13 protein-coding genes, 1 tRNA gene and 1 pseudogene are annotated in these 19015 nt (G+C 70.9%); 10 read left to right on the top strand and 5 right to left on the bottom strand.

The genetic code is table 11. The features are described from left to right. Positions 1-131: 131 nt before the first annotated feature. The gene (locus C4B68_RS23600) at positions 132-3167 is read right to left on the bottom strand and encodes an SUKH-4 family immunity protein (RefSeq protein ID WP_099501821.1); all 3036 of its coding nucleotides are present in this window, start codon (positions 3165-3167) and stop codon (positions 132-134) included. 7 nt (positions 3168-3174) lie between these two features. Beyond that, complete coding sequence (locus C4B68_RS23595; protein ID WP_099501822.1) at positions 3175-4197, bottom strand: SMI1/KNR4 family protein; 1023 nt, start codon at positions 4195-4197, stop codon at positions 3175-3177. Positions 4198-4426: 229 nt separating this feature from the next. Here C4B68_RS23595 and C4B68_RS23590 point away from each other — a divergent pair, with 229 nt between their 5' ends. Both C4B68_RS23590 and C4B68_RS23585 read left to right on the top strand, forming a co-directional pair. Next, positions 4427-4930 (top strand): YwqJ-related putative deaminase, encoded by a 504-nt coding sequence (locus C4B68_RS23590; RefSeq protein WP_099501824.1) that lies wholly within the window; start codon positions 4427-4429, stop codon positions 4928-4930. Positions 4931-5010: 80 nt separating this feature from the next. Further along, positions 5011-5505 (top strand): SUKH-3 domain-containing protein, encoded by a 495-nt coding sequence (locus C4B68_RS23585; protein WP_099501826.1) that lies wholly within the window; start codon positions 5011-5013, stop codon positions 5503-5505. A gap of 80 nt (positions 5506-5585) precedes the next feature. On the opposite strand, the gene C4B68_RS23580 is transcribed toward C4B68_RS23585, so the two are convergent. Beyond that, on the bottom strand, positions 5586-6971 hold the full coding sequence (locus tag C4B68_RS23580) for a sensor histidine kinase (protein ID WP_099501827.1): 1386 nt from the start codon (positions 6969-6971) through the stop codon (positions 5586-5588). A 166-nt stretch (positions 6972-7137) separates the two neighbouring features. Here C4B68_RS23580 and C4B68_RS23575 point away from each other — a divergent pair. The 6 genes and pseudogenes from C4B68_RS23575 (at position 7138) to pth (ending at position 11775) form a co-directional block, all read left to right on the top strand. Further along, positions 7138-7530 (top strand): annotated as a pseudogene (locus tag C4B68_RS23575) (hypothetical protein). A 14-nt stretch (positions 7531-7544) separates the two neighbouring features. Next, positions 7545-7619 (top strand) — tRNA-Gln (locus C4B68_RS23570). A gap of 115 nt (positions 7620-7734) precedes the next feature. Then, a complete protein-coding gene (glmU, locus tag C4B68_RS23565; protein WP_099501829.1) occupies positions 7735-9183 on the top strand; it encodes a bifunctional UDP-N-acetylglucosamine diphosphorylase/glucosamine-1-phosphate N-acetyltransferase GlmU in 1449 nt (482 codons plus the stop codon). 143 nt (positions 9184-9326) lie between these two features. Next, the gene (locus tag C4B68_RS23560; RefSeq protein ID WP_099501831.1) at positions 9327-10301 is read left to right on the top strand and encodes a ribose-phosphate diphosphokinase; all 975 of its coding nucleotides are present in this window, start codon (positions 9327-9329) and stop codon (positions 10299-10301) included. Between the two features lie 195 nt (positions 10302-10496). After that, a complete protein-coding gene (locus C4B68_RS23555; RefSeq protein WP_099501832.1) occupies positions 10497-11090 on the top strand; it encodes a 50S ribosomal protein L25/general stress protein Ctc in 594 nt (197 codons plus the stop codon). A gap of 73 nt (positions 11091-11163) precedes the next feature. Then, positions 11164-11775 carry an aminoacyl-tRNA hydrolase gene (gene pth, locus C4B68_RS23550; protein WP_099501834.1) on the top strand — a complete coding sequence of 204 codons (612 nt, stop codon included), beginning with the start codon at positions 11164-11166 and terminating at the stop codon, positions 11773-11775. Positions 11776-11781: 6 nt separating this feature from the next. Here the strand turns inward: pth and C4B68_RS23545 are convergent, their stop codons facing one another. Together C4B68_RS23545 and C4B68_RS23540 are read right to left on the bottom strand one after the other, a co-directional pair. Further along, positions 11782-16245: a caspase family protein gene (locus C4B68_RS23545; protein ID WP_099501835.1), complete on the bottom strand. Its 4464-nt coding sequence runs from the start codon at positions 16243-16245 to the stop codon at positions 11782-11784. Next, entirely contained in the window at positions 16242-17480 is a 1239-nt protein-coding gene (locus tag C4B68_RS23540) for a lipase family protein (protein ID WP_099501837.1), read from the bottom strand. Before C4B68_RS23540 ends, C4B68_RS23545 begins: the two co-directional genes overlap by 4 nt. 146 nt (positions 17481-17626) lie before the next feature. Between C4B68_RS23540 and C4B68_RS23535 the strand changes: the two genes are divergently transcribed. Together C4B68_RS23535 and C4B68_RS23530 are read left to right on the top strand one after the other, a co-directional pair. Then, positions 17627-18112 carry a hypothetical protein gene (locus tag C4B68_RS23535; RefSeq protein ID WP_099501839.1) on the top strand — a complete coding sequence of 162 codons (486 nt, stop codon included), beginning with the start codon at positions 17627-17629 and terminating at the stop codon, positions 18110-18112. A 199-nt stretch (positions 18113-18311) separates the two neighbouring features. Beyond that, on the top strand, positions 18312-18992 hold the full coding sequence (locus C4B68_RS23530; protein WP_099501841.1) for an LPXTG cell wall anchor domain-containing protein: 681 nt from the start codon (positions 18312-18314) through the stop codon (positions 18990-18992). Positions 18993-19015 lie beyond the last annotated feature (23 nt).

Here is a 19015-nt window from a genome sequence, read left to right as displayed (position 1 = left end):
GTGGAATGAGTCATTTGGCGTCGGAGTTCCCTGATAGGGCGTCAGGGAACGGTGTGATGACCACACGAACGAGGCGCCCGACCCATCCCACAGGTCGAGCGCCTCGTCGGTACGTGCCTAAGTCCGCGGCCTTACAACAGGCCGTCCCACATCTGCTCCAGCAGCACCGACCACCAGCTCTCCGGCGAGCCGAGCGCCGCCGGGTCCAGGGAGGCGAGCTGGGCCTGGAAGTCGACAGTCCAGCGGCCCGCCTGCTCCTGGTTGAGCCCGAAGCGCAGCCGCCACATACGGCCGAGAAGCGCGAGGCAGCGCGCGAACTCGGGCAGCCCGGTGTTCACGAACTGCGGCGGTACGGGGGCTCCCCCCGGACCGGCCTCCACAGGCACCGCGACGATGTTCGCCGTGCCGTACTGGACACAGATCGCCTTGCCGAAGTCGCTGCCCATGACGAGGTACGAGCCCGCGTCCGAGGCCGGCTGCACCCCGCGCTCCTGCGCCAGCTCGGCGAGCGTCGGCACCGGACGGCCCGGCTGGGCCTGCGCCCAGAAGAACGGGCCCATGTCGACCGGAAGTCCGGCCACCACCAGCGTGTGCGCCACGACGTTCGGCACGCCCTGACGGGAGACCGCCGCCTGGTCGAACCGGAACACCCCCGGCCCGAACGCCGCCGCCAGCTCCTGCCCGACCGCCTCCGGCGGGATCGGCGGCGCGGGCTGCACCGGCGGGATCGGCGCCCGCACCGGCGCCGGGCGCGCCGGCCCGTCCGCCACCTGGTGCAACTCGCCTTGGTGCGCGAGCAGCTGATGCATGCCCTGCTGACGGCTCGCGTGATCCGTGCCGTACGGCGCGATGCTCGTGATCCGCGCCTGCGGCCACGTCTCCCGGATCATCCGCGCGCAGTACGCACCCGGCAGCTCACACGACTCCAACTCCGTGTGCAGCTCCAGCACTTGCTGCGGCGGCACGTTCATCGCCCGCAACTCGTGCAGCATCTGCCACTCCGGGTGCGGCGTACCCGGCGCGGAACGCCGGATCAGCTGCTGCTCGGAACCGTCCTGCGCGCGAAACCGCAGTACGGCCTGATAGCCGGGGCCGACGGTCGGCTGCCCCGCCTGCGGATAGCCGTACGCCGGCGGCTGCTGACCGGGCGGCATCGGCTGACCCGGCAGGGGCTGTCCGGGCAACGGCTGGGGAGCGCCCGGTGGCATACCGGGGGCTTGCGGGGGCGGCGGCACGCCGGGGCCACCGACCGCAGGCCCGGCCAGCATCGTCGCCGCATGGTGAACACCACCCGGAGGCGTACCCCCCGGAGGCTGCGGCGCACCAGGCGCACCAGGCGCACCGGGAGCGCCGGGGGCACCCGGCGGCTGCGGCGCACCAGGACCACCCACCGCAGGCCCGGCCAGCATCGTCGCGGCATGGTGAACACCACCCGGAGGCGTACCCCCCGGAGGCTGCGGCGCACCAGGCGCGGCAGGCTGCCCCGGACCACCCGGCGCACCGGGAACACCAGGAGCACCCGGCGGCTGCGGCGCACCAGGACCACCCACCGCAGGCCCGGCCAGCATCGTCGCCGCATGGTGAACACCACCCGGAGGCGTACCCCCCGGAGGCTGCGGCACACCAGGCGCGGCAGGCTGCCCCGGACCACCCGGCGCACCGGGAACACCAGGAGCACCCGGCGGCTGCGGCGCACCAAGACCACCCACCGCAGGCCCGGCCAGCATCGTCGCCGCATGGTGAACACCACCCGGAGGCGTACCCCCCGGAGGCTGCGGCGCACCCGCAGGGCCCGCAAGCCCCTCGGCCCCCTCAGGACCGAGCTGCGACACGAGCTGCGTCGGCACGTACCCGCCCGCAGGGGTGCCCGGAGCACCGGGCCCGGATGCCGGAGGCGGCGTGCTCCCCGGCCGCGCGCCCGGTACACCGGGGGCGCTCGGCGGAGGCGGCGTGCTCGCTCCACCACCACGCGCCCCGCGCGGCGGCGCCTGCGCCTTGCTGGTCGCGGCGTCGGCGATGTCACCGGCGTTGGGAGCCAGCGGGCGCGAGGGCGCGGCGGGCGGAGGCGTGCCAGGGGCGCCCGGGGGCTGCGGTGCGCCGGGCGGCGGCGTACTCGGGACTCCGCCCGGACCCTGCGGGAACCCATACGCGGGCGCGCCCGGAGGAGGCGTGCCCTGCGGACCACCCTGAACCGGCGCGCCGGGCGGCGGCGTACTACCGGGAACGGCCGAACCCTGCGGCACACCAGGCGGCGGCGTACCCGGGACTCCGCCCTGCCCCTGCGCGGGGCCGGACGCCGGCGGCGAGTTGGGGTCGTCGACCGCGGGTGCCAGCGCCGTGCGCGGGAGTTGGCTGCCCCCGGCCATCAGGGCGGTCTTGGCGTCCGGAGTCGCGACGGGCGGCGGGGTGTCGGCGTCGCCGACATCGGTCAGCTGCGGCGCGAACACGGTCGCCGGCAGCGGTACGGAACGGTCGTCACCGGCATCGGCGTTCGTGTCGGTCCCCGCCCATGGGGTTGCCGCGGAGGGCGCACCCGGCGTCACGGCGTCCTGCGGACCCGAGCCCGGCCCGTCGGCGGTCGCGGCCGCGGGCCACGGCGTGCCCCCACCGGGCGCGGAAGGCACACCCGGAGCGGAAGGCGCCCCGTGCGCACCCGGAGCCGAACCACCGCCCACGGAGGCCCCATTGGCGGACCCACCGCCCAAGGACGCATCCCCGGCAGCAACGGCAGGACGACCCCCCGCCCCATCGGACCCACTGGCCCCACCGGACGCACCGGCCCGCCGATCCGGAATCCCCAGCTTGTCCGCGGCGTCCTGCAGCCACTCCGGAGGAGTCAACAGGAACGACGTCTGGTTCAGGTCGACACGGGCAGGAGGCGCCGGCGCCGGTTCCTGGGACGCGTTCTGAACCCCGTAGTCCTCCTCGTACCGGCGAATCACCTCGCCCACCGGCAGCCCGGGCCACAGCGTGGCCTCACCGCTGTCCCGCGCGATGACGAGCCGCTGCGCGCCCCCGTCGGAACGCGGCCCGTCGACACGGTCCTCGGCCCACACCACGAATCCGAGTTCGAACTCCCGTACCCGCACCTCACGATGCTGGTACGAGGCCACATCCCCGTTGATCCACTCTTCCGCGCGCTCCTGCGCCTGCGCGAAGGTCACCATCGGAAGCTCACTCCCCCACGGAAGACGCCGACGGCGCCGAAGACGCCGACGGCACTGAAGAGACGGGTACGGCGCGCGCGAAACCGCCGTCCACCATAAGGTTCGCCACCGTCTCCAACTCGGGCGGATTGCCGGCGAGTCGGGACAGGAACTGGTCGAAGTCGTCGCCGCAGGGCAGCAGCAGCCGCTGTACGCGCTCGGCCGGCGCCCATGCGTCCTGGTCGCGGGCATCGTCGTACGCGCAGAACCAGACCGAACCGAGCGCGTCGCCCTTCACCTTCACGGCCAGCAGACCACCCTGCACAAAACCAACACCCAAGTAGTCCTTGGTCAGATGGTCGCGCAGACACTTGTTGACATAAACCAGGTCATTGACGGCGGCCTCGTCGCGCACCGTGAAGAACGGCTGGTCCACCAGCAGACCCAGCTCGGCATCGAGCGCGGCGCCGACGGGCGCACACCCGCCCGCCGCCTTCAGGAACGACCGATAGGCGCCCGGCAGCCGGTAGCCGAGATCTTCCTCGACTCCCAGCACCTGATGCTCGGTCACCGCGAGCGACGTCTTCGGCAGCCCGAAGTGCGCGGGCCGCGTCTCCTGCAACGGCCGCGTACCCCGCTTGTTCTGGTCCACGGCCGCCGTCGCGATACCGCCGTGATGCCGCAGCAACGCCTTGACCTCGACGGGAACCAACTCGAGCCGCCGGGTGCCCGGCACGTGGTGCCAGGTCCAGCCGTGCGGAGTGGCCACCGACGGGATCGTGTCCCACAGCTCGTGACCGGTGGCGGCCAGCGCGGCGTTCGCGGAGACGTAGTCCGTCAGCCGCAACTCGTCGACGCCGAAACCCTCCGGGGGCTCGGCGATCTCCGCGGCGGCACGCGCGTAGAGCGAGAAGTCGGGGTAGCCGCGCTCGTCCACCCGTACACCTCTGGGGTGACGGGAGGCCCGGACCGGGTCCGGGAAATGCACGACCTGCCCTGCGTAGGCCGCGTTCGGCGGCGCGGCTTGCTGCCCGAGCCGACCTGTCGTCATGGCGGTTGCCCCCTGCGGCGTTCTCAAGAGCGGTATGGACCGTGGATGTCGACAGCCTATGCGGTTGTACGACACCGGTCACCGGGCCTCCGGTTCCGTGACCTGCCGTCACCCCGCCGTGACCGTACGACAAAGACCGGGCGTGTCGCGCCGCCCCAGCTTCCGCACCCGCCACGGCATTTGGCAGTCTGTCTCCGCACCGGGGGATGCATGAGAGGGAAAAACGATCATGAACGCGACGCATACGAGCACGTCCGGGGATCCTCGGGTCGGCTGGAGCAGCGCCGAGGGTCCCCAGGCACCCACCCTCCTGCACCGCCGCGACGGAATACTTCCCACCGTCGCCGCCGCCCTCTCCGTACGCGGCGCGACCCTCACCGGCACGGCGGCGCGCGGCGACCAGCCGCCCGCCCTGCACCCCCTCGTCCAGGACTTCCTCGACACTCTCACCAGCGCGCAGCGCGACCGTTTCACCGGCCGCTGCGCCGAGGCGATCCTCATCTCGCGCCACATCGCCGCCGTCGACGCGGCCCGCAGCAAGCGCGCCGCGCGCAAGCCGATGACGAACGGCGAGGCCCGCAGAGCCCTCAAGCAGGCCAAACTCACCGCCCGCCGCATCCGCGAGGACGGCGACCCGCTGCACGGCAGCTTCGCCGCGCCCTGCCGCTCCTGCACGGCGCTCAGCGAACACTTCGGCGTGAGCATCGTCGACCCGTCAGCGCCGGACGCCTGAACTCCACCACCCCCCGCATACGTACGTACGACGGCGCCCACCCGCGCCGATGTCCCTAACCCTCGACGAACCAAGGGCAGATGCACGCCGACCGCTCCTCCACCACACGCTTCTCCGTCTCCGTGGACGCCGCGCTGCGCTCCGCGGGGTGGCAGCCCGGGCGCTGGGACATAAAGCAGGCCGAGTACTGGGCCGACGCGCTGCGCGGACACGTGTCGCCTGCCGGGCATCGGCATGCCGTGTTTCCGGCGGCCGTGGAAGCGTGGGCGGAGTTCGGGGGCCTGCGCGTCACCGCGCCCGGGCCCGGGCGGCAGCTTGCCCCTTCCACCCTCCACCTCGACCCCCTGCACGGCCTGCACATGGCCCGTACCCTCGGCGACCTCGGCCGCGCGCTGGACACGGAGATCTGCCCCCTCGGCGAGGAGGCCGATAGCCGGGCACTCCTCGCCGTCGACGTGGAGGGCCGCGTCTACACCCTCGACCACACCGGCGACTGGTACCTAGGCCCCACCCTCGACACAGCCCTCACCACCCTCCTCTCCGGCATCCCCCCCATCCGCCTCACCGCCGCCTGACCCCCAGCCCTTCCTTCGCCCCCGCCGCGCCTACCCATCCCATACCTGAGGGCTGCCGCCCCCAGACCCCCGCATCGGCCTCAAACTCCCCCAGAGGGGGTACCCCCAGACGGGCTGAAAACCGGGATCACCGCCGACACCCGAAACCCCCCCACATCCGTGGGCCCGGACACAAACACACCCCCCAGCGCAGCCACCCGCTCCTTCATCCCCAGCAACCCATTCCCCCCACTGGGCAACCGCACGGCCGCCCCCACCCCCACCTCAGGCGGACACCCGTTCTCCACCTGCATCGCGATCTCCGACACCCGATGGGCGAGCCGCACATGCGTCTTCGCCCCCGCCGCATGCTTGTGGACATTGGTCAGCGCCTCCTGGACGACGCGATACGCGGTCTGCTCGACCTCCGCCGCGTACACCCGCACATCGCCCTCCACCGACAGCTCCACGACCATTCCCGCAGCCGCCGACTGCCCGACAAGCTCGTCCAGCTCGGCGAGGGACGGCCCGTCCGCGGGCCCGTGCGCAGACCCGTTCGCAGGCCGGTCCGCAGGATCGTCCGCCGCCCGCGACGCCGCCGCGGCGGCCGCCGCCCCCACCGCCGCCAGCGGGACCGCCGGCACCGGCTGCGCCTGAGCCCGCAGACCGTCCCCCGTACGCAGCACCCCGAGCATCTCGCGCAACTCGGTCAGCGCCTGCCGCCCCATGTCTCCCACGAGCGCCGCGTTCTTCACGGCCTTCTCGGGATCCTTCCGGGCAACGGCCTGCAAGGCAGCCGCGTGCACCACCATCAACGACACCCGATGCGCGACCACGTCGTGCATCTCACGAGCGATCCGCGTCCGCTCCTCGTTGCGCGCCCACTCCGCCCGCTCCTCGGCCCGCTCCGCGAGCAGCTGCAGCTCCCGCTCCAGCGAATCGGCCCGCTCCCGCAAGCTCTCCATCAGCCGCCGCCGCGCGCCCACGTACAACCCGAGCAGTACGGGCGGAGCCGTCATCCCGATAGCGGTCGTAATGGAAAGGAAGGGGACGAACCAGTCCCCCATCGTCACATCGCCCCGCACCACACCCTGGTGCGCCCGCACGAACGTCACGATGAGCGTCCCGGCGAAGGACATCCCCGCCAGCGCCCCGATGATCCGCCGCGGCAGCTCGGACGCGGCGAGGGTGTACAGCCCGACGAGCCCCATGAGGAACCCCATCTGGGCGGGCGTGATGGCGATGGACACGAGCACGACCGCGATCGGCCACTTGCGTCGCAGCAACAACACGGCTCCGGCGACAAGACCGAACCCCACCCCCACCGGAACGGGCAACCCCGCATCGTGGGCGAACCGGATCCCCTCACCCGCGCACTCGGCCGCCGACGCCAGCGCCAGGCTCGCGTCGAGCACCGCACTACGCCACCTGACCCACCACCACGGCCCGGTACCGGCCTCGGTGTGCTCTTCCCCCGTCGTGGTCATGCCCCCAGCCTACGGTCGCCACCCGTCCCTTTCCGGTGAGTTTCGGCTACTGGCCTACACCACACCCCGCAATCGAACAGAAGCGAAACCTGCCGGTATCCCTCGAACTGCTGAATCGATCACCGTTCGACCCCGGAATTCCACATTCCGCACAGACGGTATGCCCATGGCACACACACATGGCAAGTACGCCGATTTCGAGGGGCTGCGGGAACGGGCGGTAGCGCTCCGGCGGGCAGGACTCAGCCGCCCCAGATCCGCGACCGCCTCCACGTCGACAACAACGACATCCTCAACCGACTCCTGGAAGGCGAGCCGCCCCCGGACCGCCGACGTAACAGCCGCCGAAAAGTTCTGGGCGAAGCACATCGGCATCAAGACGGCCCATCTCCGCAAGACCACGCTCAAGAAGCACAACCCGAGCACGAACCGCAAGAACACCGACGAGAGCTACTACGGCTGCCTCCGCATCGACGTGCGAGGTGGAGCTGACTTGTACCGTCGCATCGAAGGCTGGTGGTCTGGCATCGTGGTGGAGGCCGAGCGGCGAACCGCGTAGGCTGCTCTCCGTAATCCCCCGTGGTGTAATCGGCAACACGCGTCGCTTTGGACGATGTATTTCAGGTTCGAGTCCTGGCGGGGGAGCCATGCTCGGTTCGGGTCCTGACGGCAATGTCAGGACCCGCTCTCATCTCCCCCCTGAAACCCCCCGGTATCCTGCGGATGTCCACACCCCAGCCATCCGAAGCCGAAGGGCATCCCCGTGAGCGCCAACCGCCCGGCAGCCGTCGTCGTCCTCGCAGCGGGTGAGGGCACCCGTATGAAGTCGGCCACACCGAAGGTCCTGCACGACATCTGTGGCCGTTCCCTCGTCGGCCATGTACTCGCCGCCGCGCGCGAGTTGGAGCCCGAGAACCTGGTCGTCGTCGTGGGCCACGCCCGCGAGAAGGTCACCGCGCATCTCGCCGAGATCGACCCCGGAGTGCGTACGGCCGTGCAGGCCGAGCAGAACGGCACCGGGCACGCCGTGCGGATGGCCCTGGAGGAGCTGGGCGAGCAGACCGACGGCACCGTCGTCGTGGTCTGCGGCGACACCCCGCTCCTCAGCGGCGAGACCCTGCGGACGCTCGCCGCGACGCACAGCGCGGACGGCAACGCCGTCACCGTGCTCACCGCCGAGGTCCCCGACGCCACCGGCTACGGCCGCATCGTGCGGGACGGGGCGAGCGGCGCCGTCACGGCGATCGTCGAGCACAAGGACGCCAGCGACTCGCAGCGTGCCATCCGCGAGATCAACTCCGGGGTCTTCGCCTTCGACGGGCAGCTCCTCGCGGACGCGCTCGGCAAGGTGCGTACGGACAACAGCCAGGGCGAGGAGTACCTGACCGACGTCCTCGGGATCCTGCGCGAGGCGGGGCACCGCGTCGGCGCGGCCGTCGCCGCCGACCATCACGAGATCGCCGGCATCAACAACCGCGTCCAGCTCGCCGAGGCCCGCCGGATCCTGAACGACCGGCTGCTCACGCGGGCCATGCTCGCCGGGGTGACCGTCATCGACCCGGCCACCACCTGGGTCGACGTCACCGTCACCTTCGAGCAGGACGCGATCGTGCACCCGGGGACGCAGCTCCAGGGCGCGACGCACATCGCGGAGGGCGCCGAGGTCGGCCCCAACTCCCGCCTCAAGGACACGAAGGTCGGCTCCGGCGCCCGCGTCGACAACACCGTCGCCGACAACGCCGAGGTCGGCCCGCAGGCCACCGTCGGCCCGTACGCCTACCTCCGCCCCGGTACGTGCCTCGGGCTGAAGGCCAAGGTCGGTACGTACGTCGAGCTGAAGAACGCGAAGATCGGCGACGGGACCAAGGTTCCCCATCTCTCGTACGTCGGTGACGCGACGATCGGCGAGTACACCAACATCGGTGCCGCCAGTGTCTTCGTGAACTACGACGGACAGGACAAACACCACACCACGATCGGGTCGCACTGCCGTACCGGTGCGGACAACATGTTTGTGGCTCCTGTCACGGTCGGGGACGGCGCGTACACCGCGGCGGGCTCGGTCATCACCAAGGACGTACCGCCCGGTTCGCTGGCCGTAGCCCGTGGCCAGCAGCGGAATATCGAGGGTTGGGTGGCCCGCAAGCGTCCGGGGAGCGCGGCCGCGAAGGCGGCGGAGGCGGCTTCCCGGGAGCCGGAGGGCGAAGGCTGACCGGAAACGGGCACGTCTGACACGGCGTACCGTGATAAGTGCACATCGCACCGTGCACCCGCACCCCAGCTGAGACGACCTTTCACGCCCAGTGGAGATGTCGGCTCAACGCCCAGCTGAGACACCTCTGAGGAGACAGTGCTGTGACCGGGATCAAGACGACCGGCAAGAAGAAGATGATGTTCTTCTCCGGCCGCGCCCACCCCGAACTTGCCGAGGAGGTCGCCCACCAGCTGGGTGTCGGGGTCGTCCCGACGAAGGCCTTCGACTTCGCCAATGGCGAGATCTACATCCGCTACCAGGAGTCCGCGCGCGGCGCCGACTGCTTCCTGATGCAGAGCCACACGGCTCCCATCAACAAGTGGATCATGGAGCAGCTGATCATGATCGACGCTCTGAAGCGGGCTTCGGCGCGGAGCATCACCGTGATCGTGCCCTTCTACGGTTACGCGCGGCAGGACAAGAAGCACCGCGGACGTGAACCGATCTCGGCGCGTCTGATCGCCGACCTGATGAAGACGGCGGGTGCGGACCGCATCCTCACGGTCGACCTGCACACCGACCAGATCCAGGGCTTCTTCGACGGCCCGGTCGACCACCTCTTCGCCCTGCCGATCCTCGCGGACTACGTGGGCGCGAAGGTCGACCGCGACAAGCTGACCGTCGTCTCCCCCGACGCCGGCCGGGTGCGCGTGGCCGACCGCTGGTGCGACCGCCTCGACGCCCCGCTGGCGATCGTGCACAAGCGCCGCGACAAGGACGTCGCCAACCAGGTCACCGTCCACGAGGTCGTCGGTGACGTGAAGGGCCGTGTGTGTGTCCTGGTCGACGACATGATCGACACCGGTGGCACGATCTGCGCCGCCGCGGACGCGCTGTTCGCGCACGGTGCGGAGGACGTCATCGTGACGGCGACGCACGGTGTGCTCTCCGGCCCCGCGGCCGACCGTCTGAAGAACTCCCAGGTGAGCGAGTTCGTCCTCACGGACACCCTGCCCACGCCGGGTGAGCTGGAGCTCGACAAGATCAAGGTGCTGTCGATCGCGCCGACGATCGCGAACGCGGTCCGTGAGGTCTTCGAGGACGGTTCGGTGACGAGCCTGTTCGAGGAGCAGTAGACCTCGGTCTACTGCGATCCCCTAGATCGATTTCTGGTACGGCCTTCCCGCCCAGTAAGCTGTCACAGTTGCTCGGCGAGGGAGGCCGTACCGCTTGAAAAGGCGTACGGCGGTCCGTTATCGACGCGCTCTTCGTAGCAGGCCGATGGTTTTGGCCGGGTGACCACCTTCCCCAGCTATCTACGAGGAGTGAACATGTCCGAGGTCAAGCTCGTCGCCGAGACCCGTACCGAGTTCGGCAAGGGCGCCGCCCGCCGCATCCGCCGTGAGAACAAGGTTCCCGGCGTTGTCTACGGCCACGGTGCCGACCCGGTCCACATCGCGCTGCCGGGCCACGAGCTGCTGCTCGCCCTGCGCACCTCGAACGTCCTGCTCTCCCTGGACATCGAGGGCAAGACCGAGCTGGCGATCCCGAAGGCCGTCCAGCGTGACGCGATCAAGGGCTTCCTCGAGCACGTCGACCTGCTCCTCGTGAAGCGCGGCGAGAAGGTCACCGTCGAGATCCCGGTCCACGCCCAGGGCGAGCTGGCCGCCGGCGGCAACCTGCTGGAGCACGTGCTCAACACCCTGACGGTCGAGGCCGAGGCCACCCACATCCCGGAGTCGGTCACCGTCTCCGTCGAGGGCCTGGAGGCCGGTGCCTCCGTCCTCGCCAAGGACATCACCCTCCCGAACGGCACCACGCTGGCGATCGACGAGGACGCGGTCGTCCTGCAGGTCCTGGCCGCCCAGGCCGAGGAGCCCGCCGCCGAGGGCGAGGGTGAGGGCGAAGTGGCCGCCGAGGCCTGATTCCCCCCGGAATCTTCATCTGTGTCAGCCGCCGCTCCCACCAGGAGCGGCGGCTGGCGCGTATCAAGGACATATGGGAGACACGGACGTGACGACCGATGCCAACGCGCCCTGGCTGATCGTGGGCCTGGGCAACCCCGGCCCCGACTACGCCATGAACCGGCACAACGTGGGCTTCATGGTGGCCGACCTGCTGGCGGAGCGGATCGGCGGGAAGTTCAAGCGCGCCGGCAAGGCGCAGGCGCAGGTGATCGAGGGGCGCATCGGTCCGCCCGGTCCGGCGAACCGCCGGGTGATCCTGGCCAAGCCGATGTCGTACATGAACCTGTCCGGGGGCCCGGTGAACGCGCTGCGGGACTTCTACAAGGTGCCGGTGGCGAACATCGTGGCCGTCCACGACGAGCTGGACATCGACTACGGCGTCCTGCGCCTCAAGCTCGGCGGCGGCGACAACGGCCACAACGGGCTGAAGTCCATGACGAAGGCGATGGGCCCGGACTACCACCGGGTGCGGTTCGGCATCGGACGTCCTCCAGGCCGTCAGCAGGTCGCCGATTTCGTCCTGAAGGACTTCTCGTCGACCGAGCGCAAGGAGCTCGGCTACTTCGTGGACCGGGCGGCGGACGCCGTGGAGAGCCTGGTCATCGAGGGCCTGGAGCGGGCGCAGTCGACGTACAACTCGTGACCTCCGTCAGCTCGGAGTCGTGACTCCCGCCGAACTCGTGGCTCCCGTGGCCTGGAGCGCCTCGTTGAGGTACGCGTGTTCCTCAAGGGCGTCGGGGTAGGCCGCGATCCAGCGCCCGGCGTAGTCCTGGAGGGCCGTGTGATGGGGTGCTGAGGGGGCGTATTCGGCGAGGCGCCTGATGACGCGCCAGGCCTCCTCGCCGTCCCCGTGCTGCTGGAGCCAGTCCAGTGCCTGCTGGACCGTGCCCCGGTCCGGTGCCTCGAGCTGCCGTTTCTGGAAGAGCAGCGGGGCGATGACGAAGGACGCCTCCTGGGTCGTGCGGTGCTCTTCCCTCAGCCAGGCCTCGCCGTAGCCGATGGCGCGTTCGGCGTACTTCGGTGGGAGGTTGCGCAGCTTGAGCAGCTGGCGCAGGACGAAACTGGCGTCCGCCGTGCGGCCGAGTTCCCTGAGCCAGCGCAGTGCCCGCCGGATCGCGGGGTCGTGCGGGGCTTCGGCCTCCCTGAGCCGGTGCAGGAGCCGGTTGAGGACGAAGGATTCGGCCAGGTCCGCCTTCTGTCCGTTGGGTCCGAGCCAGACCATCGCGTACTGGATGAGGCGTTCCTCGAGGGGCGCGGGCAGGGGCGGCAGCGTGAGGGTGTACTCCAGCAGGTGGTTCTGCTCGCTGGGGCCCGACCGGCGCTGTCCTTCGAGCCGGTCGAGCAGCAGGCCCCCGATCTGTGCCGCCTGTTCGTCCGTCACCTCGTCGGTGCGCGGAATCAGGCCGTTGAGGACGCGGATGCTCACCTCGGGGTTCTGGGGCTCCGCCAGCCAGGCCAGCACGTACTGGAGGGTGAGGCGCGCCACCTCGGAGGCTTCGAGTTCGTCGGTGGCGACGTCCTTGCAGCGCAGCAGGACGCGCAGGACGTAGCTGGCCCCGTCGGTGAGGCCGAAGGTTTCCAGCCAGGTCAGTGCCCGGGTGACGCCGAAGCGCAGGGCGGTCGGCGCCTCGCTGACGCGGGAGCGGTGGATGTACGGGGCGAGGACGAAGGAGGCGTTGCAGGTCGTCTCGCAGAGGTCGGCGCATCCGCTGTCGTGGGCGCGGATCCAGGTCTCCGCGCGCTCCATGATGGGGTCCCGCTGCTCGGGCGGGAGTTCCTCCAGTTCCAGCAGTTCGCGCAGAACGTAGGTGTGGCCGGGTTCGGGCGGTACGCCGGTGCCGCCGTGTTCCGGCGTGGACTTCTTGCTCATCGGGTGTCTGCTCATCCGGTCGAGCGCGATGGCGGCCCCCCGCATGCGCTGATCCCGTGTCATCTCCGCGCCGCGGCCGAGCAGGCGGCTGAGGAGCATGGTGTTGTCGACAGTCGTGCCGTGTTTCTTCAGCCAGCGCAGGGAGCGTTCGAAGGTGGTGTCGGCGACGGTCTGCGGGTCCAGGTCGTCGGTGGCGATGTTCCGGCAGAGGAGGAGTTCGCGCAGGACGAAGTCGGCCTGTTTGTTCTCGACGTTGATGTCGAGCCACTTCAGGGCGCGGTCGACGGTCTTTCCCGGGTCGTACGGGTCGGTGCCGGTGCCGGCGCGGTGGAGCAGCCGGGCGAGGACGAAGGACGCCGCCGGTCGTGTGCCGTGGTCGACAAGCCAGGTGTGGGCGGACTCGGCGGCTTTGCGGACGAGCTTGATGTTGGGGAGGTCGTTGCGGCCGACGATGGCGGCGAGTACGTAGTTGGCGAGTTGTTTGGGGCTGTGGACGACGAGCCAGCCGAAGCCGAGCCGGACGATGTACTCGGCGCCGGAGGCGGGGATCTCGCGTTGGCGCAGCGCCGCGGAGAGGACGAACGCGGCGCGTTCGCGGGTCTGGTGTTCCTTGAGCCACTGTTGTGTGGCGGTGGAGATACGGCGCCAGTCGTCCTCGGCCACGTGGCGGGATCGCAGCAGGGGGATCAGCAGGCGTTCGGTGCCGAGGTCGCGGGGGAATCGCTCGGCCAGTGCGATGGCGGTGCGGGTGATCTCCTCCGCCATGGCCGGGCGGTGGTCGTCGACCTGGAGCAGGGCTTCGACGCGTATGCGGGCCTCAGCGGTGGTCCCGTACTTCTGGAGCCAGTCGCGGGTGCGGGCTTCGAGGTGGTCGCGGTCCTCGTCGGCCAGCGGGCGGGCCAGGTTGTTGATCAGGTGGACGGCGTCGATGTCGGTGGTGGCGTTCTCGTCCAGCCAGGTCAGCGCGGCGGCCGTGAGGGGGGCGGGCGGGCGGTCGTCGCAGTTGCGGATGGCGTTGGCGAGGAAGACGCGGGTGAGGGCGGGCTGGGGAACCTCTCGCGTCCAGGGGGCGATGACGGTGTCCCAGTTGTCGGTGATCCCTTGCCGCCAGGGGGTGGTGGAGATCATCGCCACGAGGAGGCGCATGCCGTGCTCGGGAGCGGTGAGCAGCATGGCCACGAAGGCCTCGGCGTGCTCACCCAGCCAGCGTGAACAGGCTGCCGCGAGCCGTTCCTGTGCCTGCTCGTGGAGATCGGCGGCCCAGCGGGTGAGGTGTCGGGTGGCCCGGCGGAAGGAGCGCAGGTCGCCGAGGAGTGCGGCGAGGAGTTTGCGCAGGGTGGCGGAGTGGACGGATACGTCGTCCTTCAGACAGGTCTGCTGGAGGAAGGCGTCGGTGACGATGTCGTGGACGGTGTCGATGGTGTCGGGGCTGTCGGCCTTGGTGGGCACGAGCCAGCCGAGCGCTTCGAGATGGTTGACGATGGTTTCGCCGTCGTCGTCGGGTTCGCGGGCGTAGGAGTCCAGGAACCGGTCGACGGCCGCTTCGACGGCTTGCCGCTCCTGGGCGCAGGAGAGGGCGGCGACGGTGGCGGCGAGCAGCGCGGTGCGGTCTGGGGTTCCGTCGGGCTGGGAGCCGAGGCCTTCGGGGGTGCGCCGGTCGAGCCAGTTGACGAGGTCGCGGGGGCGGGGTGGGGCGGCCGGTGGTCCGTCGGGGCCGACGAGTTGTTCCACGGCGAGGGCGTGCAGCAGGGCGAAGATGGGCCGTTCTCCGCAGATCTCGGCCATCTTCGGGTAGCCCCAGGCTTCGAGGGCGCGGGGTGCGGCCTTGGCGAAGATCTGTGCGGCGACGGCCTCCCGGTAGGCGTCGTCCTGGGAGAGACCGATTTCCTCGAAGAGGTCCTGGGAGCCGTGTTTGCGGACGTCGCGCAGGGCGCCGGGGCGCACGGAGGCGAGGCAGGCGATGCGTCCGCCGGCCTGGTCCTCGGTGTAGAGGTCGCGGACGAGGGCTTTGAGGTCGAGGCCCTGGTGCTGGTCGAGGTAGTCGAAGATCAGCAGGAGGGGCCGGTCGGGCCGGGCCTTGATCTCTTCCTGGACTTCGGCGAGCAGGTCGGCGGCGGAGAGTCCGGCGTCCTGTTCGAGGTGCAGTACCTGCCACTTCTTCTCGTGGGCGCGCCGGGCAACTTCCAGGCAGGTACGAGTTTTTCCGGCGCCGGCGGGTGCGGTGAGCAGGACGCCGCGCAGGGGTCCGCCGTATCCGGAGGTGGTGGGCGGGTCGGCGAGCCGGGCCAGCAGGTTGTCGGGGTGGGCGCGGTCGTCGGGGTTGTCGGGGGCGACGTAGGGGAGCGTGTCGCCGCTGAGGTAGGTGCCCTTGGGGCCGAGTTTGCGCAGGGCCTCGCGGTGGTCGAGGAGTCCGGGGGCGCGCGGGGTGGGCGCGTCCCATCGGTAGGGGGTGCCGTTCCAGTCGCGGGCGTCGATGCGGGGGGTCTGCCGGCCGGCGAGGTCGGCGGTGCGGGCCCGGACCGGTTCGATCAGCTGGGTGAGGTCCGGTGGCCAGGCGCTCGCCGATGCAGTGGCGGAGTTCAGCTCGTCGAGCAGGGCGCGGGTGAAGGCCCCGCCGTCCGGGTCGCTGTTGGCGAGGGCGCCGTCCTGGACCGCGTACATGTTCAGCAGGAGTGACTGGGCTCCCTCACCGGGGGCGGGGACGGAGAGGTGGCTGCCGGCGTAGCCGCCGACGGTGGCCATGAAGCCCCGGCAGGCGTCGACGAAGAGCGCCTTGCGCCCGGTGTTCTGGAAGCGGGTGCTGTGCTGGAGTGCCTTTTGGAGGTTGTCCAGGTTGAGGGTGTACTCCCGGTCGGGGGCGGCGTCGGCGTAGAACAGATGGTGTTCGTCGCTGCGCGGATCGAGCGCCCCGTGCCCGCTCCAGGCGAACCACAGCAGGTCGTCGTGGCGTTCGGGCAGCTCCTTGTCGATGATCGTCCACACCGCGTCGTGGGTGGCGGGCAGGACGGGGATGCCCATGGCGTGGGCCCGGGTGCGGACGTCGGTGTCGTTGTGGCGCATGGCGGAGACGCACAGCCGGATGTTCCGCGCGGGTACGCCGCTGTCGAGCAGCCACTGGGCGTGGCCGAGGGCGTCCTGGGCGGGACCGTCGAGATCGGTGATCTTCCGGTGGGTGTACGTCTCCACGGCGACGAGCAGCGCGAAGGTCCGTTCCGGATCGAGCTGGGGCGGCTGCGGGCTCATGCGCCGCTCTGCAGGATGCCCGCGAGCAGCCGGTGGACCTCCGGGTTGGGGAAGTAGCCGCTGTGCGCGGCAGGGAAGGGCTGTCCGCTGGACAGCTCGATGTCCGTCACGCGCCCGGGGAACACCGGTTCGGCGGTGAAGCCGAGCAGGTCGCGGCGGTCGTACACGTTGGTCCAGGCGGGGAAGTGCCCGGGCAGCGGGCTGCCGGGGACCAGGCCGGGCAGCGCGCCGATCTCGTGCAGGTGGGCGGCCTGCGATCCGACGGTGACCAGATGCCGTACGCCGGGCAGTTCCTCCTGGGCGAGCAGGTCCACGGCGGCGATGCCGCCGAGGCTGTGCGCGAGCAGCACGACGGGGCCGTGGGTGCGGGCGACCTCGGTGACGCGGTCCTTGATGAGGGTGCGCAGGCCGTGGCCGCGCGCCAGGTACTTGAGGATGTCGCCGGCGTTGGGGTGGCTGCGTGTCATCAGCCATGCCCGGCGCTTCTCGAGCGCGCGCATCACGCCGAGTTTGTGGGCGACGTAGCCGTGCCCGAGGACCAGGAAGAAGCCCACTCCGCGGGTCTGGCCGCCGAGTTCGCCGGTGATGATCCGGACGGCCTCGTCGCGCTCGTCCTTGGTCCACAGCAGGGGCGCGCCACGCCGCTGGGCGCTGCCGGCGAGCTGGGCGACGGCCGCGGTGGCGACCGCCTGGGGCAGCTGGCCGGGGCCCAGCCCGTGCGTGAGGGCGTCGCTGCCTTCGGGGCTGTCGAGGACGGTCGTCAGGGCGACGGCGAACTCCTCGCGGGCGCCCGCGATGTCGAGGAGCCGCTCCAGCGGGGCCGGGGGGCCGGCGGCGAGAGCACGCGCGCGGTCCTCGACCCGCTTGCCCGAGCGGTCGCCGAGCATCAGGCCTCCGGCGTCGTCGAGACCGCCGTCGTCCCCCTTCTGGCGGCGGAGCGGCACCAGCGGGTCCTCGTAGAGCACACCCCAGGTCACGGCGTCCCGGTCGTCCTCGGCGAGTTCCTCGACCACGACGGGTTCCGGTTCGGGTTCCGGTTCGGGCGCGGGGACGGGAGCGCCGGGCAGCACCGCGGTCCCCACGTTCGGCGGCACACCGAAGGCGTCGCCCCAGTAGCAGTCGTGCACCGGGGTGCCGGGGACGATGGCTCCGAGCCGGTCGCGCAGCAGTGTCAGCGTCTCTCCGTAGGCCGGCTGCCGTACGCCCGTACCGTGAATGAACAGCAACGCGCTCATCGCTCTCCCCCGAAGCCCGAAGTCCGAAGTCCGTCATGGCTTCACTGCCATGTCCCGTTCATTTTAAGGAAGTTGCGGGATGGCTCTGAAGTTCCCGATCGGACCAACATTGACTTCCAGTGACCCCATGGCCAAGGATCGCGGCCATGCCTGCCGTCACCTCCAGTCAGAGCGCGTACGCCGCGCTGCGGTTCGGACGGATCGCGGCGATGAGCGCGGTCGCGGCGCTGATCCTGATCGCGGGCGTCTGGGCCTCCTGGGACACCGCCCAGCACGTGATGCTGAGCAAGGGCCGGGAACAGGGGACGATCACCGTGAAGGCGTGCTCGGGCGAGCGTTGTACGGGGCCGTACACGCCGGTGTCGGTGGGGTCGACGGCACGGGCGCGCGTCACCATCGAGTCGTCGGTCGCGGTGAAGAAGGGCGGCACGTACACGGTCACCGTCAAGCCCGGCAGCAGCAAGGTCGTCCGCAGCGGCCCGGCCGGCCTCCTCTACGCCTGGGTCCCGCTCGGCGGCGCGCTGCTGCTCACCTCCGTGGTGGTCGCGGGCGGCCTGCGGCTCACCCGCGCGGCATGGGTGATGGCGGGGGTGGGGATCGCCCAGCTGACGGCGACGTTTCTGGTTCTGTGACCAGGGCAAAGACCACTTCGCCCGTCTCCACATTCGTGGAAGATCTGTGCGTTCCCTGATCGTTATCCGTGACCATTGGGGCGATACGACACACAGGGCGCGTATGGGGCCAGCTTCGGCTTGACCGGCTGTCAGCGGAACAGGAAGCTGAGCCGCCCCCTCCACACCTTCCGTTCCCTCTCTCGAAGACGGACTGCCCATGCGTACCCTCACCCGCGCCGGCTCCCTCGTCGCCGCCGCCTCAGCAGCCCTGCTGATCGCTCCCTCCGCCCACGCCACCGCCCCCGGCGACAACGGCACAGTGAAGATCCACGACGCCACCACAGGCGAGGAGCTTCGCAAGAACGAGCCGCACGTCTGCACCTTCTACCTCGACGCCTTCGGCTTCGACGGCACGCAGCAGGTCGACTGGCACATCGAGGCCTGGGCACCGACCGCCGCGACCAAGGGCGAGACCGTGAAGTCCGGCGCGCTCACGCTGGACGCCGACGGCCACGGCCGCACCGCGGACCTGTCCCTGCCCGACGGGCACTACAAGCTGTTCTGGAACTTCGACGGCGAGAACGGCTCCGCGAAGCACAAGGTGTTCTGGACGGACTGCACGGACGACGAGAAGGGCGGCACCGCGCCGTCCGGCTCGGCGACGCCGTCCGCCACGCCGTCCGCCTCCGCGACCGGCGCCGCGGATGCGAGCGCCGCTCCGACCTCGTCCACGTCCGAAGCGGCGTCCCCGTCCTCCGCCCCGTCCGCGCAGGGCGGCGGCGACCTCGCCGAGACCGGCAGCGGCGCCCCGGTCGGCGCTCTCTCGGCCGCGGCGGCCGCGCTCGTCGCCGCGGGCGGCTACCTGGTGTTCCGCCGCCGCAAGGCGAACCAGGGCTGATACACGGCGGCGCCCCCGTGTTC

This window comes from Streptomyces dengpaensis, from assembly GCF_002946835.1.
GTDB classification, from domain to species: domain Bacteria; phylum Actinomycetota; class Actinomycetes; order Streptomycetales; family Streptomycetaceae; genus Streptomyces; species Streptomyces dengpaensis.
The sequence above is the reverse complement of the archived record's forward strand: the minus strand, read 5'-3'. Positions and strand labels throughout refer to the sequence as shown.